At 65.2% G+C, this 25,247-nt stretch carries 23 protein-coding genes and 2 tRNA genes; 12 read left to right on the top strand and 13 right to left on the bottom strand.

Going from position 1 to position 25,247, the window contains the following annotated elements; all coding sequences use genetic code 11:
• Window positions 1-469 precede the first annotated feature (469 nt).
• Both LAN61_15535 and LAN61_15530 read right to left on the bottom strand, forming a co-directional pair.
• Window positions 470-544: transfer RNA gene (locus LAN61_15535), tRNA-Lys, on the bottom strand.
• Window positions 545-611: 67 nt separating this feature from the next.
• Window positions 612-1,571 carry a phosphoesterase gene (locus tag LAN61_15530; protein ID MBZ5541927.1) on the bottom strand — a complete coding sequence of 320 codons (960 nt, stop codon included), beginning with the start codon at window positions 1,569-1,571 and terminating at the stop codon, window positions 612-614.
• Between the two features lie 271 nt (window positions 1,572-1,842).
• Here LAN61_15530 and LAN61_15525 point away from each other — a divergent pair, with 271 nt between their 5' ends.
• Window positions 1,843-2,145 (top strand): DUF4282 domain-containing protein, encoded by a 303-nt coding sequence (locus LAN61_15525; GenBank protein ID MBZ5541926.1) that lies wholly within the window; start codon window positions 1,843-1,845, stop codon window positions 2,143-2,145.
• A gap of 45 nt (window positions 2,146-2,190) precedes the next feature.
• Here the strand turns inward: LAN61_15525 and LAN61_15520 are convergent, their stop codons facing one another.
• Window positions 2,191-2,649: a DUF4870 domain-containing protein gene (locus LAN61_15520; protein ID MBZ5541925.1), complete on the bottom strand. Its 459-nt coding sequence runs from the start codon at window positions 2,647-2,649 to the stop codon at window positions 2,191-2,193.
• Between the two features lie 144 nt (window positions 2,650-2,793).
• On the opposite strand from LAN61_15520, the gene LAN61_15515 reads away from it, so the two are divergent.
• The 3 genes from LAN61_15515 to LAN61_15505 all read left to right on the top strand — a co-directional run bounded on the left by LAN61_15515 (window position 2,794) and on the right by LAN61_15505 (window position 5,188).
• The gene (locus tag LAN61_15515) at window positions 2,794-2,937 is read left to right on the top strand and encodes a hypothetical protein (protein ID MBZ5541924.1); all 144 of its coding nucleotides are present in this window, start codon (window positions 2,794-2,796) and stop codon (window positions 2,935-2,937) included.
• Between the two features lie 79 nt (window positions 2,938-3,016).
• A complete protein-coding gene (locus tag LAN61_15510) occupies window positions 3,017-4,831 on the top strand; it encodes an ABC-F family ATP-binding cassette domain-containing protein (protein ID MBZ5541923.1) in 1,815 nt (604 codons plus the stop codon).
• Between the two features lie 39 nt (window positions 4,832-4,870).
• The gene (locus LAN61_15505; protein ID MBZ5541922.1) at window positions 4,871-5,188 is read left to right on the top strand and encodes an EthD family reductase; all 318 of its coding nucleotides are present in this window, start codon (window positions 4,871-4,873) and stop codon (window positions 5,186-5,188) included.
• 50 nt (window positions 5,189-5,238) lie between these two features.
• On the opposite strand, the gene LAN61_15500 is transcribed toward LAN61_15505, so the two are convergent.
• A complete protein-coding gene (locus LAN61_15500; GenBank protein ID MBZ5541921.1) occupies window positions 5,239-6,402 on the bottom strand; it encodes an NAD(P)/FAD-dependent oxidoreductase in 1,164 nt (387 codons plus the stop codon).
• A 255-nt stretch (window positions 6,403-6,657) separates the two neighbouring features.
• Here LAN61_15500 and LAN61_15495 point away from each other — a divergent pair, with 255 nt between their 5' ends.
• Complete coding sequence (locus LAN61_15495; protein MBZ5541920.1) at window positions 6,658-7,953, top strand: MFS transporter; 1,296 nt, start codon at window positions 6,658-6,660, stop codon at window positions 7,951-7,953.
• 93 nt (window positions 7,954-8,046) lie between these two features.
• Window positions 8,047-8,133: transfer RNA gene (locus tag LAN61_15490), tRNA-Leu, on the top strand.
• A gap of 31 nt (window positions 8,134-8,164) precedes the next feature.
• Here the strand turns inward: LAN61_15490 and boxB are convergent.
• From boxB to LAN61_15475, 3 genes are all read right to left on the bottom strand, one after another.
• A complete protein-coding gene (gene boxB, locus LAN61_15485; GenBank protein ID MBZ5541919.1) occupies window positions 8,165-9,595 on the bottom strand; it encodes a benzoyl-CoA 2,3-epoxidase subunit BoxB in 1,431 nt (476 codons plus the stop codon).
• A gap of 72 nt (window positions 9,596-9,667) precedes the next feature.
• Window positions 9,668-11,347, bottom strand: coding sequence for a 2,3-epoxybenzoyl-CoA dihydrolase (gene boxC / locus LAN61_15480; GenBank protein MBZ5541918.1), 1,680 nt, complete (start codon window positions 11,345-11,347; stop codon window positions 9,668-9,670).
• A gap of 9 nt (window positions 11,348-11,356) precedes the next feature.
• Window positions 11,357-12,265, bottom strand: coding sequence for a helix-turn-helix transcriptional regulator (locus LAN61_15475; GenBank protein ID MBZ5541917.1), 909 nt, complete (start codon window positions 12,263-12,265; stop codon window positions 11,357-11,359).
• 450 nt (window positions 12,266-12,715) lie between these two features.
• Here LAN61_15475 and LAN61_15470 point away from each other — a divergent pair, with 450 nt between their 5' ends.
• The 5 genes from LAN61_15470 (at window position 12,716) to LAN61_15450 (ending at window position 17,811) form a co-directional block, all read left to right on the top strand.
• Window positions 12,716-12,856, top strand: coding sequence for a hypothetical protein (locus tag LAN61_15470; GenBank protein ID MBZ5541916.1), 141 nt, complete (start codon window positions 12,716-12,718; stop codon window positions 12,854-12,856).
• Window positions 12,857-12,956: 100 nt separating this feature from the next.
• The gene (locus LAN61_15465; GenBank protein MBZ5541915.1) at window positions 12,957-13,856 is read left to right on the top strand and encodes a universal stress protein; all 900 of its coding nucleotides are present in this window, start codon (window positions 12,957-12,959) and stop codon (window positions 13,854-13,856) included.
• Between the two features lie 14 nt (window positions 13,857-13,870).
• Complete coding sequence (locus tag LAN61_15460; GenBank protein MBZ5541914.1) at window positions 13,871-14,344, top strand: CBS domain-containing protein; 474 nt, start codon at window positions 13,871-13,873, stop codon at window positions 14,342-14,344.
• A 147-nt stretch (window positions 14,345-14,491) separates the two neighbouring features.
• On the top strand, window positions 14,492-16,915 hold the full coding sequence (locus tag LAN61_15455) for an AAA family ATPase (GenBank protein MBZ5541913.1): 2,424 nt from the start codon (window positions 14,492-14,494) through the stop codon (window positions 16,913-16,915).
• Window positions 16,912-17,811: a universal stress protein gene (locus tag LAN61_15450; protein MBZ5541912.1), complete on the top strand. Its 900-nt coding sequence runs from the start codon at window positions 16,912-16,914 to the stop codon at window positions 17,809-17,811. Before LAN61_15455 ends, LAN61_15450 begins: the two co-directional genes overlap by 4 nt.
• Here LAN61_15450 and LAN61_15445 read toward each other — a convergent pair.
• The 6 genes from LAN61_15445 to LAN61_15420 all read right to left on the bottom strand — a co-directional run bounded on the left by LAN61_15445 (window position 17,795) and on the right by LAN61_15420 (window position 24,278).
• Window positions 17,795-18,046 carry an acyl carrier protein gene (locus LAN61_15445; protein ID MBZ5541911.1) on the bottom strand — a complete coding sequence of 84 codons (252 nt, stop codon included), beginning with the start codon at window positions 18,044-18,046 and terminating at the stop codon, window positions 17,795-17,797. The two genes, LAN61_15450 and LAN61_15445, sit on opposite strands and share 17 nt — an antisense overlap.
• Entirely contained in the window at window positions 18,043-19,239 is a 1,197-nt protein-coding gene (locus tag LAN61_15440; protein ID MBZ5541910.1) for a 2-oxo acid dehydrogenase subunit E2, read from the bottom strand. Before LAN61_15440 ends, LAN61_15445 begins: the two co-directional genes overlap by 4 nt.
• Window positions 19,232-20,215 (bottom strand): alpha-ketoacid dehydrogenase subunit beta, encoded by a 984-nt coding sequence (locus LAN61_15435; GenBank protein MBZ5541909.1) that lies wholly within the window; start codon window positions 20,213-20,215, stop codon window positions 19,232-19,234. Before LAN61_15435 ends, LAN61_15440 begins: the two co-directional genes overlap by 8 nt.
• Window positions 20,212-21,210 carry a pyruvate dehydrogenase (acetyl-transferring) E1 component subunit alpha gene (gene pdhA / locus LAN61_15430; protein MBZ5541908.1) on the bottom strand — a complete coding sequence of 333 codons (999 nt, stop codon included), beginning with the start codon at window positions 21,208-21,210 and terminating at the stop codon, window positions 20,212-20,214. The genes LAN61_15435 and pdhA overlap by 4 nt, the downstream gene beginning before the upstream one ends.
• Window positions 21,211-22,974, bottom strand: coding sequence for an acetate--CoA ligase (acsA, locus tag LAN61_15425; GenBank protein ID MBZ5541907.1), 1,764 nt, complete (start codon window positions 22,972-22,974; stop codon window positions 21,211-21,213).
• A 107-nt stretch (window positions 22,975-23,081) separates the two neighbouring features.
• Complete coding sequence (locus LAN61_15420) at window positions 23,082-24,278, bottom strand: hypothetical protein (protein MBZ5541906.1); 1,197 nt, start codon at window positions 24,276-24,278, stop codon at window positions 23,082-23,084.
• Window positions 24,279-24,785: 507 nt separating this feature from the next.
• On the opposite strand from LAN61_15420, the gene LAN61_15415 reads away from it, so the two are divergent.
• Complete coding sequence (locus LAN61_15415; protein MBZ5541905.1) at window positions 24,786-25,175, top strand: universal stress protein; 390 nt, start codon at window positions 24,786-24,788, stop codon at window positions 25,173-25,175.
• The last annotated feature ends 72 nt before the right edge of the window (window positions 25,176-25,247 follow it).

Below are 25,247 nucleotides of genomic sequence, written 5' to 3'. Positions count from 1 at the left end.
CGGAGGAACGACTGACTCTGCCAACAAGAAAAATGCGGCGACGACCCTTGCTGCGCTTCAGCGCCTGCACTAGCCTGTACTAGCTAAGCTCAATCCCAATAAGCCACGCACGACCGGCTGATTGGACGGGTGGCCCTGACGTAATGTGTCACAAGCTGATACCTTAGTCACCCTTAGCCGAGCGTAGCTGTCATCGGGCGGTTCGATAAGCCCAAATTCGCATCAGAAATACACTCCGCCAGCCATTTATTCCACGCTGTCGCCACGGAATTCGCTGTAACAATTCGCTCCAATTTCCGTGAAACCCCAGAAAGCTCAACACCTACATGCATGCAATCCCTGACTCGCAACGGCGTGCGGTCGAGCGAGTCGCAGGGGTTTTGTTCCCAGATGTTCCCAAATCAGCTTCTGGCCCGGAGGAGCCACACAGGGTCAACTGATTGCATTTTCGGCGGTTATTGAAAATCAGTGGTGAGCCGGGCAGGACTCGAACCTGCAACCCGCTGATTAAGAGTCAGCTGCTCTACCATTGAGCTACCGGCCCACTGATGGCAAAAACCTTAAAAAATTTTACATGGGAACGCTGCTTTTGTCGAATCGGCGCTCGGCCCTTACTTGCGCCGTAGCTGGACGGTAATTTCCGCGGCCACTTCCCGCGCCCGCGCCAGGTCGCCCGGCTCGAAAGAGATCGCCGCCACCTTGGGGTGTCCGCCGCCGCCGAATTTCTCCGCCAGCGACGCCAAATTCTGGTCCACCCCGCCGGGAATCCACGGATTCGACCCCAGCGACACCTTGGAGCGCACCGCTGACGCGCTCACGCTCACCGAATACGTGCATTCCGGATGCAGCAGGTAGGGAATGAACTTGTTGTAGCCCTCCAGGTCCAGATCGCTCACGTCAAAGAAAATCACGCCGTCGCGCGCATCAATGCGCTCGCGCAGCACCTCGATGGATTTGCGGTGCCGCTCCAGCAGCGGGCCCAGATGCTGCGCCACCAGCGGCAGTTTCACCACCTCCGCCAGCGGCCGGTAGGCTGCCTCCGGAATCAGCCGCGCCGGCAGCCCGTTTTCTGGCGCCGCCTCGATGACCAGCGCCAGTTGCGTTGCCGGCTCGGTCAGCTCCACGGCAAACTGCGGCGTCGGATACTGCGCCCCATCAATAATGTCGCCCCAGTGAATCAGTTCCGCGAGCGGCGCCGTGTCATAGCCGAACTTCTCCCGCGCCACCGTGGCGATCAGCTTGGTGCAGGACTTGTACGTGGGGTCGTAGAACAGGTGCCCGCTGCCGCGCTTCCGGAAATGCTCCGCGTCCGCCGGCGTCAGGAAGGCGCTCTGGTGATGATCGAACCACCAGGTCACCCGCGGCGAATTCGAGTACTTGAAATCCACGATGACGTTCTCGTCGCCGTCGAACAGCCCCTCTTCCCAGGGCTGCGCCGCGCGGTGTGTCATGCCCGTGAACTGGAACTCCGCCTGCGCATCGAAACGCTCGCGGTAGAAGCGGTAGAAGAGAGCCGCGGAGGCCATGCCGTCGAAGCAACGGTCGTGGAAACAGAGCCGAACCCGAGTCATAGTGAGCGCGAAATGGCCTTTCCCTCCCCCGGAGTGTCACACCGGAGAGAACAAAGCTATTTAATCTGGACGGCGGCAACAGGAAAGTCAAGTGGAAACCCGGAGCGCCCGCGGCGTCCCTCCGGAAGACGGCCCCGTCTCCCATGCGCCACAGGTATCCCCGCCGCATGGCACGCCTTGCTCCCGGCATCCCGCGCGCTTGACTTCTCCCCCGAAAACCCTTTAGTTATCTTCAGGCACCCAGCCGCCAAACCACTTCTCAGGAGGCATCATGCCGGATGGACAGAACTTCTTCGTGGGCCTGTTCGACTTTTCCTTCGAACAGTCTCTACTCCGCCGCCTCGTCAAGCTCCTCTACGTCCTGGCGCTCCTCGGCGGAGGCGTCACCGTCGTCGCTCTGGTCGTTACCGCCTACCAGCAATCGCCGGCGCAGGCTGTGTTGGTGCTCGTAGCCGGGATCGCGGGCCTGTTCGTCTGGATTCTGTGCGTGCGCCTGGGCCTCGAATTCATTCTTCAGGTTCTGCGCATCGCGGACAACATCGAGCGCGCCACGCACAGCGGCAGCGGCATGTGATGCAGCGGCTCCGCGCCCTGCGGGCTTTGGCCCGCGCGCAGGCTCCTATTTCCCCACCAGGCCGTCGGCGATCTCGCACGCCACTGGCACCCGGAACTTCTCGCCCTGATACGCCTTGATCAGCAGCAGAATCCACAGGAGAAGAGTGGCCAGGCTGATCACGTGCAGCACCAGAACTCCCGGCGCCAGCAGGTGCCGCCCCCCGGCAAAAATCCCCACCCCGAATAGCACCGCAAGGATGCTGCGAAACACGTGCAGCACGCCGAACACCACCAGCGATTGCGCGGCGTGAAAACGCACGTACGGCCGCTTGTCAATCAGCAGAAAAATAATCCCGGTGAGCCAGCCCAGCGCGTAGGAAAGCGCCGCCGCGGCGTTTTCCGAGAGCCCGCCCTGCGCCCCGGCGGGGCTCCCCGCAGCCGCATTTCCTTTCCCAGGCGGGGTCCCGGACCCCGGCGTGTGCGCCGTGCCGCATTGCGGGCAGAACGCCGCCCGCTCGTCCATCTGTCCGCCGCACTTCGTGCAGAACACCATCGCCCACCTCCCGCGCCGCCGTTACTTTCGCGCAGCCTAGCAGACCCGTGCGGCGCAAGCAATCTCCGCAATCGCCGTCACCTCACCCCGGTGTATCCGGGCTACAATAAAGACATGCAAAAGAAGATCTTCTGGACCGCCTTCACCGCCCTGGGCCTGGTCGCGGATGTCGCTTTGCCATTCTGGTGGGCTATCGTAGCAACTCTCCCCATCGGCGTGGTGAGCTGGTGGGTGGCTTATCGCAGCGATTGGTTCTAACCTGCTGCGCCCTCCGATGTTCCGCCGCCAGTTCTGCTATTCTTGAGTGTAAGCACACCACAGGAGATTACCGCGTCCGTTGCCTCCGATTATCAATGCCCAGGGACTTTCGAAGCGATACGGCAGCGCTCCGCTGTTCCAAAACCTCTCCTTCTCCGTTTCCGAAGGCGACCGCATCGGCGTGATCGGCCCCAACGGTTCGGGGAAATCCACCCTCCTGGAGATTCTCCACGGCCGCGTGAAGCCGGACAGCGGGGAGATCGCCATCCGCAAGCGCACCCGCTTCGCCTGCGTCACGCAGAGTTCTGAGTTTGCTTCGGGCGCAACGATCCGCTCCGTCATCGAGGGCGCCCTCGAACGCGCCGCCGTGCCCCACGCCGAGTGGCTCTCCCGCATGGCCGAACCGCTGGGCCGCGCCGGTTTCAACGACCTGGACGCCGAAGCGGCGGCGCTTTCCGGCGGCTGGCGCAAACGCCTGGCGATTGTTGAAGCCCTCGTGCAGCAGCCGGATATTCTCCTGCTCGACGAGCCCACCAACCACCTGGACCTCGCCGGCATCGAGTGGCTCGAAGGCGTGCTGCAGAACGCGCCGTTCGCCTGCGTCGTCGTTAGCCACGATCGCTACTTCCTGGAAAACGTCGCCAACGACGTGGTGGAGCTCGACCGCATCTATGAAGACGGCCTGCTGCGCGTCCGCGGCAATTACAGCAACTTCCTGCTGGCCAAGGAGGCCTACCTCCACGCGCAGCGCAAGCACCAGGAGGCCATCGAGAACCGCGTGCACACCGAGATCGAATGGCTGCGCCGCGGCCCCAAGGCCCGCACCACCAAATCCAAAGCGCGCATCGACAAAGCCCACGAGCTGATCGGCGAACTCGCCGGCCTGAGCGCGCGCACGCGCAGCGTCATCGCACGCATCGATTTTTCCGCGTCCCATCGCAAGACCAAGCAGCTGATCACCCTCGAGGGCGTGAGCTACGCCATCGGCGAGCGCACCCTGTTCCAGGACATCGATTTCAGCGTCACCTCGGGAATGCGCGTGGGCCTCGTCGGCCCCAACGGCAGCGGCAAAACCACCCTTCTCCGCCTGCTGCGCGGGGAGCTTGAGCCCACCGCCGGCACCATCCGTCGCGCCGACCCCCTGCGCATCGTTTACTTCGACCAGAGCCGCCAGCTCGATCCCTGCGTTTCCCTGCGCCGCGCCCTGGCCCCCGACAGCGATTCGGTCATCTACCAGGAGCGCGTGATTCACGTCGCCGCCTGGGCCGCGCGCTTTCTCTTCGCCGCCGGGGACCTCGAGACGCCCGTGGGGAGACTTTCCGGCGGCGAGCGCGCCCGCGTGCTGATCGCCCAGCTTATGCTCCAGCCCGCCGACGTTCTGCTCCTGGACGAACCGACCAACGATCTCGACATCCCCACGCTGGAAATTCTCGAAGAGAGTCTGCTCGAGTATCCCGGCGCGCTGGTGCTGGTCACCCACGACCGCTACATGCTCGACCGCGTCTCGACCGTGGTCCTCGGCCTCGACGGCCTGGGTAGCGCGGAGCGCTTTGCCGACTACTTGCAGTGGGAGGAGTGGCAGGAGTCGCAGCAGAAACAGACCGCTTCCACGCAACCATCCGCAACCCGGCCCTCTCCCGCCGTGCCAACGTCACCTCCAGCCGCCGCGAAGAAAAAACTCTCCTATCAGGAAGCCCGCGAATTCGCCGCCATGGAACAGCGCATCGCCGAGGCCGAGCAGGATCTCCACGCCAAGCACGCCGCTCTCGAAGACTCCGCCATCATGAGCGACGCCCCGCGCCTGCACGCCGCCTGCCTCCAATTGGAAGAAGCCCAGCGCGCCGTCGATGCCCTCTACGCCCGCTGGGCCCAACTGGAAGAGAAAAAAGGCTGAGATCATGCTAATTTAACGGCCATTCAGGAGACGCACACAGTGATCAAACTCAGCGTGATGTATCCAAACACTCCGGGCAGCACCTTCGACATGGCTTACTACTGCAATCGGCACATACCGATGGTCCTTCGCAATGTTGGCCCGGCCATCAAGAGTTATTCGGTGGAGCAGGGTCTCGGCGGGCCGGGGCCCGGATTGCCGCCGGCCTATCTGGCAATGGCCCACTTCATATTCGAGTCGGTGGAGGCCGTCCAGGCGTCGTTCGGTCCCCATACCCCGGCCATTCAGGCGGACGTGCCGAATTACACCAACACCCAGCCCACCATCCAGATCAGCGAAGTAAAACTATCTGCGTGAGCAAGTTCGCGCCTGCCCCGTTGTTTGCGATCCGCGGCTCCGCGCAAAAGTCATAGAGCCCGCCCCGCGGCCGCGCCGGAGGCCCAGGCCCATTGGAAATTGAAGCCGCCGAGCTGCCCCGTGACGTCCACAACCTCGCCGATGAAAAACAGCCCCGGCACTTTCCGGCTTTCCATCGTCTTGCTCGACAGCTCCTCGGTGTCCACTCCGCCCGCGGTGACCTCGGCTTTTTCGTAGCCCTCGGTGCCCGTGGGCGCAAGCGTCCATTCGTGCACCTGCTGCTCGAGCTCCGCCAGCGCTTCGTTCGTCCAGGCCCGCGGCTTGTGCAGCTCCAGCCAGCGCTCTGCAAAACGCTTCGGCAGCACTCCCTGGAGCGCAGAGCGCGCCGCGGCCATGTTGCGCGCCTGCCCTTCGCGGATCGCCGCCGTCACCTCGCGTTCCGGCGCCAGGTCGATGCGGATGCGCTTGCCTTTCTCCCAATACGACGAAATCTGCAGGATCGCCGGCCCGCTCAGCCCGCGGTGCGTAATCAGCATCTTCTCCCGGAACGCGTGGCCATCCGTGCCCGCGACCACTTCCGCCGAGACCCCCGCCAGATTGCAGTACCGGCTGCGGTCTTTGCCACCGAGCACCAGCGGCACCAGTGCCGGCCGCGTCGGCACGATCTTCAGCCCGAATTGCCGCGCCAGCTCGTAGCCCATCCCGCTCGCTCCCATCTTCGGGATGGAGAGCCCGCCCGTGGCCACCACCAGCGCCGGCGCGCGGAATTCCGCCGCGTCGGTGCGCACTACGAATTCAGTCGCTCGCCGCACCTCGCGGATCCGGCTCTGCAGAAATATCTGCACACCGGCCGCCCGGCATTCCGCCTCCAGCATGTCCAGAATGTCCTGCGCCGAGCGGTCGCAGAAGAGCTGCCCCAGCGTCTTCTCGTGCCAGGGGATGCCGTGCTTTTCCACCAGCGCAATGAAGTCCGCCGGCGTGTACCGCGCCAGCGCCGATTTCGCGAAGTGCAGGTTCGCGGAGAGAAAATTTTCCGCCCGGCAGTGCAGGTTGGTGAAATTGCAGCGCCCCCCGCCGGAGATCAGGATCTTCTTCCCCGCCCGCTCGGCATGCTCCAGCACCGCCACGCGCCGCCCGCGCTTGCCCGCCTCCACCGCGCACAGCAGCCCCGCCGCCCCCGCGCCCAGGATCACCGCATCAAATTTGTGGGTCATCTGCAGATGAGAGATTGTGCAGCCGAAACGAAGAAAGAGGAAGAGCCCCAGAAGCTCGAGCAGCACAGGCTTCAGCCTGTGCCTGCGGAAGCGAACGATACAAACTGAAATCTGTGCAACCTGGCATGCGCTTTACGGTGCTGTCTTCTCGCCTTTCTTCTCAGCCGGAAATGCCGCAAGCTCGCCGCCTCATTCCGTACCGCAGCGGTGCGGGTTCCGCTACAATCGGGGCCACGTCATGGAGCACACCTGCGCATGAGCAACGTGCCTGCCGGACCCGCAGCACCGACACCATCCGCACCCGCAGCAGAGACACCGCGCGGCGTTTTCGATCTTTCCTGGATCGCGGACGTCACCACCGCGGAGCGCCGCTCGCTCTTCGCCGGCGGACTGGGCTGGATGCTGGACGCGATGGACGTGATGTTGTACTCGCTGGTCCTGACCTACTTGATCCGCAATTTCGGCATGGACAAGGCCACCGCGGGATTGCTGAATTCGCTGACCCTGGTGGCTTCGGCGCTCGGCGGATTTCTCTTCGGCGTGGTGGCCGACCGCATCGGGCGCACGCGCGCGCTGATGATCTCCATCCTGATCTATTCGCTGGCCAGCGCGGCCTGCGGCTTCTCGCAGAGCGTGCCGCAACTCGCGGTGTTCCGTTTTCTCCTCGGCCTGGGCATGGGCGGCGAATGGACCACCGCAGCGGCGCTAATCGCGGAGACCTGGCGCCCGGCGCATCGCGGCAAAGCGCTCGGCCTGATGCAGTCGGCCTACGCCATCGGCGAGGCCATCGCCGCCCTGGTGGTGGCCTTCGTGCTCCCGCATTTCGGCTGGCGCGCGGTCTTTTTCGTCGGGGTGCTGCCGGCCCTGCTGGTCTTCTGGATTCAGCGGCGCGTGCCGGAGCCGGAAGTGTGGCTGCAGCGGGAAAAAGCGCCGCGGCAGAAAACGTCGCCGTGGTCTCTGCTGCGCGGCAAGGTTCTGCGCAACGGGATCCTGGCCACGGCCATGAACACCTGCGGGATGTTCGGCTACTGGGGCCTGTTTACGTGGATTCCGGCGTATCTCTCGCTGCCGGTGGCGCAGGGCGGGCGCGGCTTGAGCCTGGTCAAGACCACCAGCTTTTTTCTGGTGCTGACTTTCGGGAAATGGCTGGGGTACGCGATGTTCGGCTTCTTCGCCGACGCCTATGGACGGAGAAAACCGTATTTCACCTATCTGCTGGTTGCGGCGATGCTGGTGCCGCTCTACGGGATGACGCGCAGCCCGCTCTGGCTGCTCGTGCTGGGGCCGTTGGTAGCCTTCTTCGGCACCGGCTTCTTTTCCGGTTATGCGGCCATCGCCAGCGAAATCTTTCCCGGCGAGATTCGCGCCGCCGCCATGGGCCTCAGCTACAACATCGGCCGCGGCCTCTCCGCCGCCGCGCCCTTCGCCGTGGGCGCGCTCGCCAAACACTACGGTCTGGGCCCCGCGTTTTTTCTGCAGGCCGGAGCGTTTTTCGTGGCCGCGCTGCTCACGCTCACCCTGCCGGAAACGCTCGGCAAGCAACTGGACTGACGGGATTCTCCCTGGCCGCCGCGCGCTGCGCACGGAGGCCGCGCTAGACACTGGAGAATCGCCGTCGAATCCCGGTATAGTGTCTTTTGCGGCGCGGGAGTGGCGGAACTGGCAGACGCACCAGCCTTAGGAGCTGGCGGCCGCAAGGCCATAGGGGTTCAAATCCCTTCTCCCGCACCACCTTCTCCGCCAGCGAGCGGCAATTCCCCGGTCAATTGAAGCGCACGTACTCGAAGTTCAGCGGCTGGCTATTGATGCCGCGGATCGGCGGGGCGATCCAGTTGGCGAATTTGCCGGGCTCGACGACGCGGCCGGTCATCAGCGACTGCACGAAGGCAAAATCCTCCTGGCTGGGCAGCCACTTGTGCTGGCGGTCGGTCCACGCTTCCTGGCTCAGGACTTCCCCGTCGGGGCTGATGTAGTGGCCGGCAAAGTTGCCGATGGCGCGGTGGAATCCCTTGTGCGGGAGGGTGAGGCGGAAGGCCACGCCGGTCTTCTCGATGATTTTGTTCCAGCGGTCCACGCCGGCCTGAATCTCCCCGATATAGTCGTCGCGCAGGCGCTCGTTGATGGCGGTGAGCGCGGGCACTTGGCGTTCCACGATCTTGTTTCCAGTGACCTCGAAGATGGGGTAGGCGGCATCGCTCAGGATGTGATCGTCGGTGAGCTTGGTCTCCTCGTAGCGCCCTTTGAGGCCGGTGGTGTAGTAGGTAGCGGCGTTGGAGGAGGCGTCGGAGCCGAAGAGGTCGATGGTGACGCTGTAATGAAAGTTGAGGTAGCGCTGGATGGTTTGCAAATCGATGACGCCCAGGGCGCGCACGTCCGCGGGAGTTTCCACCTTGTGTTCGCGCATCACTTCGCAGGTGCGCTGGAGAATGCGCCCGACGCCGGTTTCCCCCACGAACATGTGATGGGCTTCCTCGGTGAGCATGAAGCGGCAGGTGCGCGCCAGGGGATCGAAACCGGATTCGGCGAGGGCGCTGAGCTGGAACTTGCCGTCGCGGTCGGTGAAAAAAGTGAACATGTAGAAAGCCAGCCAGTCCGGCGTGGGCTCGTTGAAGGCCCCCAGAATGCGCGGATTGTCGGCGTCGCCGGAGCGCCGGTCCAGCAGGGCTTCGGCTTCCTCGCGGCCGTCGCGGCCGAAGTAGCGGTGCAACAGATAGACCATGGCCCACAGGTGCCGGCCTTCCTCGACGTTGACCTGAAAAATATTCCGCAGGTCGTAGAGCGAGGGGCAGCACATGCCCAGCATGCGCTGCTGCTCGACGGACGCGGGCTCGGTGTCACCCTGGGTGACGATGATGCGGCGCAACGCGGAGCGGTATTCCCCGGGGACTTCCTGCCAGGCGGAATCGCCCTTGTGCGTGCCGAAATTGACCAGGCGATTGGGGTCGCGCGGCTGCAGGAAGATGCCCCAGCGGTAATCGGGCATGCGCACGTAGCCGAACTTGGCCCAGCCATCGGGCTCCACGCTGATGGCGGTGCGCAGATAGACTTCGTAATTGTGGCTCTCGCTCGGGCCCATGTCGTACCACCAGCCCATGTAGGCGGGCTGCCAGTGCTCGAGGGCGCGCTGCAGTACGCGGTCGCGGCCCAGGTCCACGTTGTTGGGAATTTTCTCGGTGTAATCGATCATCGCCATCTCCCTGTTGAATTTTGACCAGCGAAGCGCGGTTCCTCGCTTCGCTCGGAATGCCGGTTTTTCAAAAGACTCCTAAACTCTTTCCCAGTTGAATTTCACCGGGGCGCCCGTGCCGTAGACCTTCAGGGCGCCGCTGGCGCCCACGGCATTCGGGCGGATGAAGATCCAGTTCTGCCAGGCGGAGAGGCGCCCGAACACGCGCGTCTCCAGCGTTTCCGGCAGGCCGAAGCGCAGATTGGCTTCGAGGCCGGTCAGCGCGTCGGGCGAGAGCGCGACGCGGGACTCGATGGCCAGGCGCAGCTCATCCTGCCAGTCCAGATCGTCGGGCGCGGCGGTGACCAGGCCGGCGTCTACGGCTTCGCGCGCGGAAAGTTTCTTGCCGGCCAGGGCGCGCAGAGCGCTGAGCTGCTGCTCGTCCTGGTAGAAGCGCGCGGCCAGGCGTGAGAGGTGATTCACCATCGGCAGGGCGCCAAAATTGATGCGCGAGAGCGTGAGCGAGCCGGTGTCGCCTTCCTGCGCATCCAGCATGTAGACGCGGTCGGCGGCCAGCGCCAGTTCCAGCAGCGTGCCGGCGAAGCAGGAGCCGGGCTCCACCACGGCAAACAGAGAGCGCGCGGTGACATCCAGGCGGGCGAACGTGCGCCGCATCATGCCCAGGACCTCGCGGATGAACCAGTGGTCCTGATGCTTCAGCAGGAAATCGTCGGTGGCGAGGACCGCTTCGGAATTTCCGGCGGTCTTGAAAATCCACAAGCCCAGCTCGAGTTCGTTGGTGCGCAGGCTGAGGATGGCGTCGTCCAGCTCGCGGGCCATCTGCAGGGGCCACCAGCGCGCGCCCGCGGCAACGGCCTTCTCGGCGGTGTCTTCGGTGACGCTCTCCGGGGCGCGCACGGTGATGGTGACCGTGCGGCTTTCGCGATGGATCTGGGCGTCGACGTATTCATAGTGCAGGCCCGTGGCATCGGCGGTGCGCTGCAACGGCGCGAGCGGCACGCCCTTGGCGTTCGCCGGGCGGTCGCTTTGTGCCGCAAGTTGCACGGCGCGCTGTTTGATGTGCTCGGCGAACTGCTGGGTCTTGACCACCTCATCCACGAGGCGCCAGTCCTTGGCGCGCTGGCCGCGCAGGCCGTCCGGGGTGGTCGAGAAAATATCGGCATGGTCCCGGCGGACTTTGCGCTTGTCGGTCACGCGGGTCAGGCCGCCGGTGCCGGGGAGAACGCCCAGCAGGGGAACCTCGGGCAGGCTGACGGCGGAAGAGCGATCGTCCACCAGAACGATTTCGTCGCAGGCCAGGGCCAGCTCGTAGCCGCCCCCGGCGGTCGTGCCGTTCAAAGCGGCCAGGAACTTGAGGCCGGAGTGCGCGCTGGCGTCTTCGATGCCGTTGCGCGTTTCGTTGGTGAATTTGCAGAAGTTCACTTTCCAGGCGTGCGAGGAAAGCCCCAGCATGTAGATATTGGCGCCGGAGCAGAAGATGCGGTTCTTGGCGCTGCTCAGGACCACGGAGCGGATCTCCGGATGCTCGAAGCGGATCCGCTGCAGGGCGTCGTGCAGCTCGATATCCACGCCCAGGTCGTAGGAGTTCAGCTTGAGCTTGTAGCCCGGGCGGATGCCGCACTCTTCGTTGACGTCCATGGTGAGCGTGCCCACGGGGCCGTCGAACGCCAGGCGCCAGTGCTTGTAGCGCGCGGGGTCGGTCTGGTAGTCCACCGGATCGAATTTGGCCTGCGCTTCCTGAGCAAATGCTGCGTCCACGGTAATCTCCTAGGCAAACTCGGTTTGCAGTGCTAGCTTCAATTTCTGAAAACTCTGTTCGACGTCTTCCCCGGAAGTATCGAGCTGCAGATCGGCCCTGCGGTAGAGCGGCTCGCGGGCTTCCAGGATGCTCCGCAGGTCTTCCATGGCTTCGTCGTTCTCGGCCATGGCCCGGAAATCGCCCTGGGCGACCACCCGCGCCATGTGCTCTTCGGGCTGGGCCTTCACCCAGACTGTGTAGCAGTGGGCCAGCAGATATTCGTAGGTCTCTTTTTCGGAGACCACGCCTCCGCCAACGGAGAGGATAGCGCTGGGCTGCTCCTGCAGCACGCGCTTCAAGGCGCGCTTTTCGATGCGCCGGTAGCCGGCCTGCCCGTAGAGGGAAAAAATCTCGTCCAGCGGCATGCCCGTCTCTTTTTCGATCTCTCGATCGAGCTCGATGAAGGGGACGTTCCGCTCCTGGGACAGCCGGCTGCCCAGCGTCGATTTTCCCGCGCCGCGCAGGCCGATGAGCGCGATGTGCTCGCTGCGCCGTTTCTCTTCCAGCCGGATGCTGTGGGTGAGCCGGCCGAGGATCTCCTCCAAGCGGTGTTTCGGAAGATGTTCGAGAAACTCCTGGATCATCCGCTTCTCGGAAAACTCTTCCGTTTCGGGAGCGAACAGCTCGACAAGGGAGACGTTCAGGGCCAGGGCGATGCGCCGCAGGAGGACGACGGAGACGTTGCCTTCGCCGGCTTCCAGTTGGGCCAGGTGGCGTTCGGAAACGTCGGCCTCCTTGGCCACCATTTTGCGGGTCATGCCGCGGCGGGCGCGCACTCCGCGCACATGCCTGCCGAGGAACAGGAGAAACGCACTTTCGGAATCGGCTGGCGCACCAAGGTGTGCAGCCAGTTCACCAGAGTTGAGTTTAGTGGCCATAGCTATGGAGTCGCAATGAGCGTGCAGTATAATGCATGCATGGGCTATATCGTCAAGCTAGAATAGAAGCGATAGTCCTCTTCCGGCCACTTTTCTGGTTTACAAATTAGATGTATATAACAGATTCTAAATATAGTTAATTAAATCTAAAGGGTCTGGCTGCAAGGATTCAAGAAACGCTTCTTTCCGGAAATGCACTATTGTGCAGCATGATTATCGGATTTTTCCTCTTTTTATAGCTCTCCGGTCATCGCTCTCCCCCTTCGCCGCGGAAACGCGGTAGACTCCGTGACGCGCAGCGGGCGAAGTTGTGACCTGGCGCACTGCACCTTTGCTCGGCGGCGACTCACAATAAGTACGGGGGATAAGTGAACTTGCCGGTAGAAATCGTGTAAGATGAGGGCCCCCTTCCTGCGCGGTACAAACCCGAGAAGACCAGGAACGAGCCGTATGGCTGAGCTTGCGATTCGCGGGATTCCCGTCATGGACACGCAGGAGCAGTCCGCCAGCGCAACCGGCGGAGGAAAGATCCTGCGGATGACCGAGGCCGAATCGGCCAATACGCAATCACCAAGGCACCGGAAAACATAGCCCTTCGTCCGGTCGCCGCCCGAAACCCTGCCGCTCCCGCGGGACTCTCTCCGGACTGCCGGCGGGCGCAGCGCACGCGACGCAGCAAGGAGTGAAATTCATGAGAGTCCTCATTGCACTGGATGCAACCCCGTCTGCGGCGGCCATCCTGCAGGAAGCAGCGGCGCGGCCGTGGCCTGCAGGCTCGAATTTTTCCCTGCTGACGGTGGTGGATCCGTACGGATTTGCGAAAGCGCCCCTGCTGCTGGAAAAAGCAAAAGCCGCGGCGCGCAGCCAGCTCCAGAGCGCGACGGAGAGCCTGGAGAAAGCGGGCTGGAAATGCTACACGGACGTGATCCTGGGAAATCCGCGGCGGGCGATCAGCGGGTACGCCGCGGGCTGGGAGGCGGACCTGCTGCTGGTGGGATCGCACGGGCACGGCAACATGGCGCGCTTTTTTCTGGGGAGCACGGCCCGCGCGGCGCTGCGACGCGCGCCGTGCTCGGTGGAGATTGTCCGGGCGCGCGCCAAGGAGGGAGATGGAGGGAAGGACGCCAAGATGAAGATCCTGGTGGCCACGGACGGCTCGGCGTTTTCCGCGGCGGCGCTGCGCTCGGTGGCCAGCCGGCCGTGGCCGCAGGGGAGCGAAGTGAAGGTGCTGGCAGTGCCGGAACTGGTGCTGCCGCTGCAGGAATTTCCTTACTTCGACGCCGCGGAGATCGAAGAGGTCAACAAATCGGAGATGGAACATGCACGGGCCTACGCAGCCGAGGGGGAAACGATTCTTTCCGGCAAGGGGTTGAAGGTGAGCACGGAAGTGCCCGTTCTCTGGGAGATGCCTTCCCAGGCGATTCTGAACGAAGCGGAGAAGTGGCATGCCCGGATGATCGTGCTGGGTTCCCACGGGAAGCGGGGGTTCGACCGCCTGACCATGGGCAGCGTTTCGGAGACGGTGGCCCTGCACGCTGCGTGTTCGGTAGAGATCATCCGGGAACATAGCTTACAAAGGGAAGCAACGTAGAAAGGAGAACTGCCATGAAAGTGAAAGACGTAATGATGGGAACGCCGTACTACTGCCAGCCGGAGACCAATCTCGGGTCGGCGACGGAACTGATGTGGAATGCGAACTGCGGATTTCTCCCGGTGGTGGGAAGCGACGGCAAAGTCGCCGGCGTAATCACCGACCGGGACATTTGCATCGCCCTGGGCACGCGGGGGAAGCTGTCCGGGGAAATCACCGTCGGTGAAGTAATGGTCCGGAAGATCTTCTCCTGCAGGCCGGAGGAGGACATCCACCGGGCGCTGGAAACGATGAAAGATGGGCGGGTGCGGCGTCTCCCGGTGATCAGTGCAACTGGCACGCTGGTGGGAGTGGTCTCTATGGACGATGTCGTCCTGCACGCCGAGGCCGCGGGCTACGGGAAAAGGCCGGAGCTCTCCAGCGAAGAGGTGGTGCATATTTTCCAGGCCATCACCCAGCGGCAGGTGCCGCAGGCGGTGCATAGCTGAAGCGCGCGTGACCTGAAGTTCCTGCGGGCCGGACCCTGTCCGGCCCGCATCCTGACCATCGGAAGATTCTTTTCCGGGGAAGCGCTGAACTCCCGTCTGGACCAGCGTGAGCCAATACGAGAGAGCCCATTTCTAAGGAATGGCACGATGAAGAACCCACAAGCGTTGCCCCCGGAGTTGCTTTTCCGCCGCTGTGATCCCGGGCAGTTTTCTTTTCAGACGACGGCCGAACTCCAAGAGCTCACCGAAATTATCGGCCAAGAGCGTGCGGTGGAAGCGGTGCGCTTCGGCATCGGCATCCGCCGCCAGGGCTTCAATCTCTTCCTCCTGGGGTCGCCGGGCACGGGGGAATACTCGACGGTGCGGCGGATTCTGGAGCAGCAGGCGGCCAACGAGCCCACGCCGCCGGACTGGTGCTACGTCAACAACTTCGGGCATCCGGAGGAGCCGCGCGCGCTGCAGCTCCCGCCGGGACGCGGCGCCAAGCTGCACCAGGATGTGCAGCGGCTGCTGGAGGACCTGCAGTCGGTGATCCCCTCGGTCTTCGAGAGCGAGAGCTACCGGGCGCGAAAGCAGGTGATCGACCAGGAGAGCAAGGAGCGCCAGGAAAAGGCCTTTGACGAGATCCAGCACGATGCCGACACCAAAGGCATTGCGGTGCTGCGGACGCCGACGGGCATCGTGCTGGCGCCCACGCGCAAGGGCGAAGTGCTGGGAGCGGAGGACATGCGGCGGCTCCCCGAAACGGAGCTGAATCGGATTGAAAAGCAGATCGCCGCACTGCAGGAGAGGCTGGAGGCAGTGCTGCGGCAGGTGCCGCTGTGGGAGAAAGAGCGGCGGGAGAAGATCCGCGAGCTGAACCGCGAAGTGACCATCTTCGCCGTGGGGCATCTGCTGGACGAACTGCAGAAGAATTACCTGGATCTGCCGGAAGTGGTGGCCCACCTGAAGGCCATGCAGCAGGACGTGATAGTGAACGCCGACCAGTTCCTGAGCCCGCCGGAACACCCCTTGGCGGCGCTGATGGGCATCTCGCAGCCGCATGTGGGCAAGGGCTCGATGTTTCTGCGCCGCTACCAGGTCAATCTGGTGATCGATCACAGCAGCAACCACGGCGCGCCGGTGGTCGCGCCGGATCACCCCACCTATCAGAACCTGGTGGGGCAGGTGGAATACATGGCGCAGATGGGGGCGCTGTCCACGGATTTCAATCTGATTCGTGCGGGGGCGCTGCACCGGGCCAACGGCGGATATCTCATTCTGGACGCCTACAAGGTACTGCTGCAGCCGTATGCCTGGGAAGGCCTGAAGCGCGCGCTGCGTTCGGGGGAGATGCGCATCGAATCGCTGGGGCAGATGCTCAGCCTGGTGAGCACGGTGTCGCTGCAGCCCAAGCCGATTCCCCTGCAGGTGAAGGTGGTGCTGCTGGGGGAGCGGCTGCTGTACTACCTGCTCAGCGCGTACGACCCGGAATTCAACGAGCTCTTCAAGGTGGGGGCGGATTTCGAGGAGCACATGGAGCGCGGGGGGAACGATCAGCTCTATGCCCGCCTGATCGGGACCATCGCGCGCGAGGAGAAGCTGCTGCCCTTCGCCGCGCCAGCGGTGGCGCGCGTGGTGGAGCACAGCTCGCGCGCCGCCGGGGATTCCGAAAAGCTGCTGACGCACCGGCGCAGCCTGGTGGACCTGCTGCGCGAAGCCGACTACTGGTCGCGGGAAGCGGGCCAGGCGGCGGTGCGCGCCGCGGACGTGCAGCGGGCCATCGACGCGCAGATTCACCGCGCCGACCGGGTGCGTGAGCGGCTGCAGGAGGCGGTGCTCAAGGGCACGCTGCTGATTGACACGGCGGGCGAGCGCGCGGGCCAGGTGAACGGGCTGTCGGTGATCGAACTGGGCCAGTATGCCTTCGGGCATCCCACGCGCATCACGGCGCGGGTGCGCCTGGGCAAGGGCGAGGTGATCGACATCGAGCGGGAGGTCGAGCTGGGCGGACCCATTCACTCCAAGGGCGTGCTGATTCTTTCCGGTTTTCTGGGGGCGCGCTATGCGGAGGACCGGCCGCTCTCGCTCTCGGCCAGCCTGGTGTTCGAGCAGTCCTACGGTGCGGTCGAGGGCGACAGCGCGTCCTCGGCGGAACTCTACGCGCTGCTCTCCGCGCTTTCCGGAGCGCCCATCCGCCAGGCGCTGGCGGTGACCGGTTCGGTGAACCAGCACGGGCAGGTGCAGGCCATCGGCGGGGTGAACGAGAAGATCGAGGGCTTCTTCGATCTGTGCAAGGCCCGCGGGCTCACGGGGGAGCAGGGCGTGCTGATCCCCGCGTCCAATGTGCGGCACCTGATGCTGCGCCAGGAAGTGGTGGACGCGGTCGCCGCGGGAAAATTCCAGATCTACTCCGTGGAGAACATCGATCAGGGGATCGAGATTCTCACCGGAGTTGCCGCGGGCCAGCGCGACGCGGGCGGGAAATTTCCCGAGGGCAGCGTGAACCAGCGGGTGGAAGCGCGGCTGATCGAACTGGCGGAGAAACGTCTGGCCGCGGTGGCGCGGCAGAAAACGGAGGGCGAGGCGTGAGCGAGCCGCGCAGCATGGCGGCGATCCGGCGCATTCTCGTGGCGCTGGATGCTTCGCCGCACAGCCTGGCCGCGCTGCGCGCTGCGGTGGAGCTGGCGGCGCGCATGGAAGCGGAGCTGCTCGGGCTGTTCGTGGAAGACGTGGACCTGCTGCGGCTGGCGGATTCGCCGCTGGCGCGCGAGGTGCAGTATTTGACCGCGCGGCAGGCCCCGCTGGACCGCGCGAGGATGGAGCAGAAGCTGCGGGCGCAGGCGGAACAGGCGCGCAAGGCCCTGGCCGCGGCGGCGGAAGGCGCGCAGGTCGAGTGGTCGTTCCGGATCGTGCGCGGACAGGTGGCGGTGGAAGTGCTGGCGGCGGCCGCGGGAGTGGACCTGCTGACGCTGGGGCGGTGTGGCTGGTCGTCTTCGCTAAAATCGCGGATTGGCTCGACGGCCCAGACGGCGGCGGCCATAACCATGCCGGTGCTGCTGCTCTCGGATCGCGGGCTCGTGCTGAGTCTGCCGGTGCTGGTTTGTTTTGACGGGTCTGCGGCGGCGCACCACGCCGTGCGTGTAGCGGCGGAATTCGCGGAAGCGGGATGCGGGAAGGTGGTGGTGTTGCTGTTTGCGGAAGACGCGGAGAGTGCGCGGCGTTTGCAGGGGCAGGCGGGGGCGCTGCTGAGAGAGCAGGGCTTGCAGGTGCGCTTCCGCGCGGTGTATCCGCGCGATGAAGCGGGGCTGCTGCGCGCGATCAAGTCGGAAGAGGCCGGGGTGCTGGTGCTGGCGGGCAAGACGCGTTTCTTCAAGCCGGACACGCTCCAGCTGCTGCTGCGCGAGGTGGACACTTCGCTCCTGCTGCTCGACGACCAGGAAGGGACGCAGCCCGAAAAGTCACAAACCGCTACGGGCGACCGCTGAAACCCGCAAGATAATCCACACAACCCTGGAGCGTGGCCAGTTTGGGGTAGTCGGCCTCGGGGATTTCCACGTGCAATTCCTTGTGCAGCCCGATGACGAAGTTGAGCAGGTCCATGGAGTCGATGTCCAGTTGGTCGCGGAGGCGGCGGGTGGGGTTGAGCTGGGTGAGGTCGGCTTCCGGCGCAATCTGGCCGAGCACGCGGAGCACGGTGGCGCGGATTTCGTCTTTGCTCATAGCTTCTCCGGCTCCTGCAGAAGGCGGTCGACGGCGGCGAGAAAGAGCCCGCCGCGGTGGCCGTCGCTGACGCGGTGATCGCCGGACAGCGTGGCGGTGAGCAGCGGGCGGGAGACGATCTGGCCTTCGGCCGACCACGGGCGCTCGACAATCTTGCCGAAGCCGGCGATGGCGACCTGCGGCGGATAGATGATGCCGAAGACGCATTCCACGCCCTGCTCGCCGAGGCTGGTAACCGTGAAGGTGGGGTCGCTCAGCTCGGAGCTGCGCAGGGAGCCGGCGCGCGCGCGCTGCACGAGATCGCGGAAGTTTTTCATGAGCTCGCCCAGGCTTTGCCGGTCGGTGTGGTGCAATGCCGGGGCCACCAGGCCCCCGCCGCGCAGCGAGATGGCGACACCAATATGCACATCGGCGGAGGGGGCCGCCCGGCCCTCGCGCCAGAACCCGTTCAGCTCGGGAACCTCACGCAAGGCCAGCGCCGCGGCCTTGAGCAGCAGCACGCCGTAGACCAGGCGGTCCTCGACCGAGCGTTGGAGATTTCCCTGCGCGAGCCAGGCCAGCGCGCGGCTCACGTCCATGGTGGTGCTCAGATAATAGTGCGGGATCTCGCGCTTGGAGCGGGCCATGGCGGCGGCGATGACCTGGCGCAGGCGCGTCTGGCGGTCGGGCGCGGCTTCCGGAGGCGGCTGGGCACCACGGGCTTGCGCGGCGCGCTGAATATCTTCCAGAGTGATCCGGCCGGCGGGGCCGCTGCCTTGCACTGTGGCGGGATCGATGCCCAGGTCCGCCGCGGCTTTGCGCGCCACGGGAGAGATGTGCAGGCGGCGCTCGACGCCAGCCGCCGCGGGAATCGCGCGCGCCGCGGGGGCTGCGGCCGCAGGAAATATTTCAGGTGCGACGGCAGCGGGAGCGGGTGCGACAGGCAAAACGGGCGGCGCTTCCGCGGCAGCGGGCTTTCCCTCTTCGCGGATAAAGGCCAGCACGGTGCCGACGGGGAGCTTCTCTCCGGGCTGCACCAGGAATTTTTCGATCACGCCGGTGACAAAGACTTCGACCTCGATATCGGCCTTGTCGGTCTCGACGTCGGCGATGATGTCGCCGCGTTGCACGGGGTCGCCGGGCTGCTTGCGCCAGCGCAGAAGTTTGCCGGCGCTCATGTCGGCGCCCAGTTGCGGCATGCGGAATTCAGCCATGGCGGGGGACAAGCTCCTGGGCGGCGCGGACAATTTCTTCGACCTTGGGCAGGGCCGCCGTCTCGAGATGTTTGGCGTAGGGCATGGGAACCTCGGCGCTGCAGACGCGGGCCACGGGGGCGTCGAGGTCGTCAAAGGCCTTCTCCATGATCTGCGCGCTGATCTCAGCGGCCAGGCTGCCGGTGCGCCAGGCCTCGTCCACGACGATGGCGCGGTGGGTTTTGGCGACGGAGGCCAGGATCGCCGGGGTGTCGAGCGGGCGCAGCGAGCGCAGATCGAGGACTTCGGCTTCGATGCCGGCCTGGGCCAGGCGCTCGGCGGCCTGCAGGGTTTTGCCAAGCGAGCCGCAGTAGGTGATGAGCGTGACGTCGCCTCCGGAACGGCGCACGGCGGCGCGCGTGATCTCCGCGGGCTCGGCGGATTCGTCCACTTCGCCCTCGAGTGGATACAAGGTGGCGTGCTCGAAGATGAAGACGGGATCGGCCTCGCGCAGCGCGCCGAGGAGCATGCCGTAGGCGTCGCCCACGGTGGCCGGCGCGAGGACCCGGATCCCGGGAATGTGCGCGTACCAGCCTTCCAGGCTGTTGGAATGCTGCGCGGCCATCTGCCGCCCGCCGCCCGTGGCCATGCGCACCACTAGCGGCACGTTCAGCTGCCCCCCGGACATGTGCCGGAGCGTGGCGGCGTTGTTGAGGATCTGATCCATGGCCAGCAGGCTGAAGTTGACGGTCATGATCTCGACGATGGGCCGCAGGCCGCCGAGGGCGGCCCCGATGCCCGCCCCGACGAAGGTGGATTCGGAGAGCGGGGTGTCGCGGATGCGCTCCGGGCCGAACTCTGCGAGAAGGCCGTGGCTGACGGCGAAGGCCCCGCCGTAACGCCCGACGTCCTCGCCCATGAGAAAGACGCGGGGATCGCTGCGCAGGGCCTTGCGCAGCGCGGCGCGGACGGCTTCGCGATAGGTCATCTTGCTCATGACTGCACCGGCCCCTGGACATCGGCGAGAAGATTCTCCACGGGCTCCCACGGCCCGGCCTCGGCAAAGCGCACGGCTTCGTCGATCTCCGCGCTGACCTCGGCTTCCAGGCGGGCGCGCCCGGCGTCGTCGAGCAAGCCCCAGGCGCGCAGCCGCGCTTCGAAGAGCGCCAGGGGGTCGCGCTTCTTCCACTCTTCGATTTCCTCCTTGCTGCGGTAGAGGTCGGGATCGGCCATGGAGTGCGCGCGGAAGCGGTAGGTGCGCAACTCCAGGAGATACGGGCCGTTTCCGCCGCGCACGAAATCGGCGGCCTGCTTCGCCGCGGCTTCTACGGCGAGAACGTCCATGCCGTCCACGGCGCTGGCGGCCAGGCCGTAGGGCGCGGCCTTGGCGCTGATGTCGGTCTGCGCCTGATGCCGGGCCAGCGCCGTGCCCATGGCGTAGAGATTGTTCTCGCAGAGAAACACCACGGGGAGCTTCCAGAGCGCGGCGAGATTCAGCGCTTCGTGGAACTCGCCTTCGGCCACCGCGCCGTCCCCGAAATAACAGGCCGTGACCCCGGAGCGTTTCTGGAGCTTTTCGGCGAGAGCCAGGCCGACGGCGATCGGCAGGCCGCCGCCCACGATGGCGTAGCCTCCGTAGAACCGGCGCGCTTTGTCGAAAAAGTGCATCGAGCCGCCGTGGCCGTGGCTGCAGCCGGTGGCCTTGCCGAACATCTCGGCCATCAACACAGTGGCGGGAATGCCGCGGGCTAGGGCTTGGCCGTGTTCGCGGTAGGTGGCCACGATGGCGTCCTCCGGGGTGAAGGCCTGCATGGCCCCGACGCCGGTGGCTTCCTCCCCGATATAGAGATGCAGGAAGCCGTGGATCTTCTGCAGGCTGTACATCTCCGCGGCCTTCTCCTCGAAGCGGCGGATGCGCAGCATCTCGCGCAGCAGGAACAGGGCATGTTCGCGGTCCGGCGCGGGGCGTTCGGAGTTACCAGCAAAGGACATTCAGCTAGTCTCCAGCGTGGAAGTGTCGCCTTCGGGAAGGCCCAGTTCGCGGGCCTTTAGCAGGCGGCGCATGATCTTGCCGCTGCGCGTGCGCGGCAGGCTGGCGAGGAACTCGATCTCCTTGGGGGCCACGGCGGCGCCCAGGCGGGAGCGCGCGAAGCCCAGCAGCTCGCGCTCTAAAACATCCGTGGGCTCGTAGCCTTCGTGGAGCACGACGAAGGCCTTCACGATCTCGAAGGCCACGGGATCGGGTTTGCCGATAACGCCGGATTCGGCGACCGCTTTGTGCTCCAGCAAGACGCTCTCCACTTCGAAGGGACCGATGAGGTGCCCGGAGGTCTTGATGACGTCGTCCTTGCGGCCGATGAACCAGAAATAGCCGTCCTGGTCGCGCTTGGCGAGGTCCCCGGTCAGGTAAAAACCGCCGGCGAAACATTTCTGGTACCGCCCCGGCTCTTCCCAGTAGGCCCGGAACATCGAGGGCCAGCCGGGGCGCAGCGCCAGTTCGCCCTGGACGCCGGGCTCGCGGATCTCCTCGACCGCGCCGGAGTCGCTCCCGCGGACGATGGCGGCCTCGATGCCCGGCAGGGGGCGGCCCATGGAGCCGGGGCGGATATCCATGGCCGCAAAGTTGGCGATCATGATGCCCCCGGTTTCCGTCTGCCACCAGTTGTCGTGGAAAGGCAGCCCAAAGACTTCCCTGCTCCAGACCACGGCTTCGGGATTGAGCGGCTCGCCGACGCTGGCGAGGAAGCGCAGGGCGCGCAGGTCATACTGGCGGGCGATCTCGGCGCCGGTCTTCATGAGCATGCGGATGGCGGTGGGAGCGGAATACCAGACGCTTACTTTCTGGGACTGCAGAATGGCATACCAGCGCTGGGCGTCGAAGTCCCCTTCGTCAACGATGCTGGTGAGCCCGTTGGTGAGTGGGGCGATGATGCCGTAGGAGGTGCCGGTGACCCAGCCGGGATCGGCGGTACACCAGAAGATGTCCTCGGGGTGGAAGTCCAAGGCCAGCTTGCCGGTGATGTGGTGGGCGACGACCGCGCCGTGGACGTGCACCGCGCCCTTGGGAGTGCCGGTGGTGCCGCTGGTGAAATGCAGCAGCGCGGTATCTTCGGGGGCGGTGGGCTGGATGGCGTAGGACGTTCCGGCACTTTCCATCAGGCGGTGATAGTCGGCGGTGTCCGGAACGCTGGTGGGCTGGTGATCGTCGCCGATCAGGAGAATGTGTTCGAGGAACGGCAGCGCGGGGCGCAAGGCTTTAATCTTGCGCTCGTAGAGCGACTGGGTGGTGAGCAGGAGTTTGGCGCGGCCGATGGTCAGGCGGGCGCGGATGGGTTCGGGGCCGAAGGCGGAGAAAAGCGGGCAGAAAACGGCGCGGTGTTTCCAAGCCCCCAGTGCGGCGATGTAGAGTTCGGGGATGCGCCCGGCGAGCACGTAGACGCGCTCGCCTTTGTTCACGCCGAGCTTCTGCAGGACGTTGGCGAAGCGGCTGCTGAGCGCCCGCAGCTCGCTGTAGGTGAAGTCCCGCGATTCGCCGTCTTTGCCGAGCCAGCGGAGGGCGAGATAGTTGGCGCGCGGACCGTTGGCGTGGCGGTCGACGGCTTCGTGGGCGATGTTTAGGCCCTGGCCGCCGGGCAGACCGTCGAGATCGCGGCGGGCCTCTTCCCAGGAAAAGGTGCGGCGGGCCTGCTCGTAGTCGCGCAGGTTGGGTGCGACGGCCCAGTCGCGAGCGGATTTCACAATGGTTTCCCAGGGCATTTCGTTCACCTGCCGCGCAAACTCGCTGCAGCTCGCTCGAATGTCCTTGTCAGGACTGAAACCCTGACCCCTTGTTGCGAATTACAGGAAACTTCCGAAGCGCCACGTTAGCTGGCGCGCCTTGCCGGCTGGCGCAGCCGGGTCTGCTTGGGCTGGCGGAGCCAGGCGCCCATCCCGCCCTCTGCTTGGAGGCGTTCCGCGGCTGCGCCGCTCACGACCTCGACTCCGACCTTGTGGGAGTGCGCCAGGCCGGGCAGAACATCGCGCAGGGTCACTGCGGTGCGCTTGCCCCCGCAGACCGGGCAGCGCGGATCCCCCGAGCGGTCCATCCAGTTGCAGACGACGCAGTGATGTAGGATGGCGTCAAGGTCGCGGGTGAGCACGAGGGCGCGGATCTTGCCTTTCTGGAGATGGGCGAGGGTCTGGTCGAAGCCGACCACTGTGGCCGCCTCGTCCGCGAGGAGCGAGGTCACCAGTGCGGAGCCCTGCTGCAGGGACCAGGCCGTGAGGCGCGGCTCAAGGCGCTGCTGCAACTCGGACCCGGAAAGGCCGGAGAGGTCTTCGGGAATGGAGACAACGCGGGAGCGGAACTCTTGCGGAAAGGATTCCTTGATGGGCTCCAGCAGGCGTTCGGAGCCCACGAGGAAGAGCGCGGCGAGGCCCTCCCGGGCGCAGAGATCCATGGCCTGTTTGGCGGTGGCGCTGAACAGGCGGCCGTACCGCGCGTCCATGCGATGCGCGAAGACATCGCGCTGCGTGCCGCGGGTCCTCCGGGTGCCCCCAGTGGTGCCGCCGGCCCGCGAGAAGTGGCCCACTTCCGGCTTCTTCCATTGTGAGATGTCCACGCGGAACTGCTTCTTGGCGGACTCGCTCAATTCGCCGAGCCGATAGCGCAGGAAGCGTGCGCCCGTGCGGTCCACGACCACGATGCCGCAGGGTTTGTTCTCGCTGAGCAGGCGCAAATATTGCGTCAGCGCGGGGCGGCCCCAGCGAACTTCGTTTTCCACTTCCACGCGCAAGGGCACGAGCCTCCAGGCCCCCGCTCCGGAAAAGACCACCAGGCCCTTCTCTTCCGGCTTCCAGGTGTGCAGATAGTTTTTGGTGCGCTCGAGCTGCTCCTGGAAGAGTTCCTTCTCGGAGGGCGGCAAGGTCAGGGCGATGGCTTTGGCTTCTTTGTCCAGCCAGATCAGATATTCCGGGGTGAGGCGGTGCTGGTAGCGCCCGGTGGGCTTGGTGCTGACGTAAGCGGTCAGCAGGGGAGCGGGCAACTGCAAGAGAAGCTGGAAACGAGCGGGGGTGAGCATGGTGGTCTCTCCTGGCGTGGCTGGAAGATCTTCCGCGTCTGCCTCGGTGGGCAGATCGCGCCTGCGGGGCCCTGCGCCGGACAGGCGTGACGGTAAGTTCCTGCGTGGAGGGGACAGCAGAGAACCGCCGTGCCGCCGGCCCTTGCCTCTTCATTTTCGCTCTTTTCGGGCTCCGGCGAAAGCCCCGCGATGGCCCCAGCATGGCCATGGTCGCGGAGCGGGGGCCAGGGCGATGTGCCCTGGGTCACCGCGGTAAGTGACGGCGGCCATCGCACGGGGCAGGCACTCCGTTGGCCCCTCACCAGCGCACTGTGACCCAGGTCACAGCATTTTTCCGGCCGCCCGGGTTACAAAGGAAGAGCCGGAGCGCTCCGGTAGGGCGCTGCGGGGTGGGTGCGCCGTGTGCCGCAGGCAGACGGCAAGTGCCCCGCAACGCAAGCCTCGCGCAATTCCCCTCTTCGCGCCAGGCCTCGGCCAGGCAGTGGATCCCCGGACCTGGAGGCAATCATGAAAATTCTTTTGGCGGTGGATGAGTCCAAGTTTTCCGAAGAAGCGCTGAAGACCGTCGCCGGGCAGTTTCCCCCGCAGGGCACGGAGGTGCGCGTGCTGCACGTGCTGCAGCCCATCACTCTCAGCGCCCCGCCGCAAATGGCGGCGGGCTATGCCCCGGAGCTGGCAGCCCAGGGCGTCGTCCTGGAGGACCTGCGAGCGGCCGGCGTGCGCGGGGAGGGGATGGCCGACTGCCAGCGCAGTCTGGCCCTGCTGGCTGCCGGGAAGATCGTTGCCAAGCCCATCATCACCCATCACTTCCCTCTGGAACAGATGAACGATGCCCTGCAGACATTCATCCAGCGCAAGGGCGGGGCTCTCAAGGTTATTGTCGAAGCTAACGGGTAGCCGGATGCGGCCGCGACGCCGTGAAGAGCGGGCGGGGCCTAGAACTGTTGCGTCTCTCGCCTCGAGGCGAGA

This window comes from Terriglobia bacterium, assembly GCA_020072785.1.
GTDB lineage: Bacteria > Acidobacteriota > Terriglobia > Acidiferrales > UBA7541 > Acidiferrum.
This window is presented reverse-complemented; position numbering and strand designations above follow the sequence as displayed.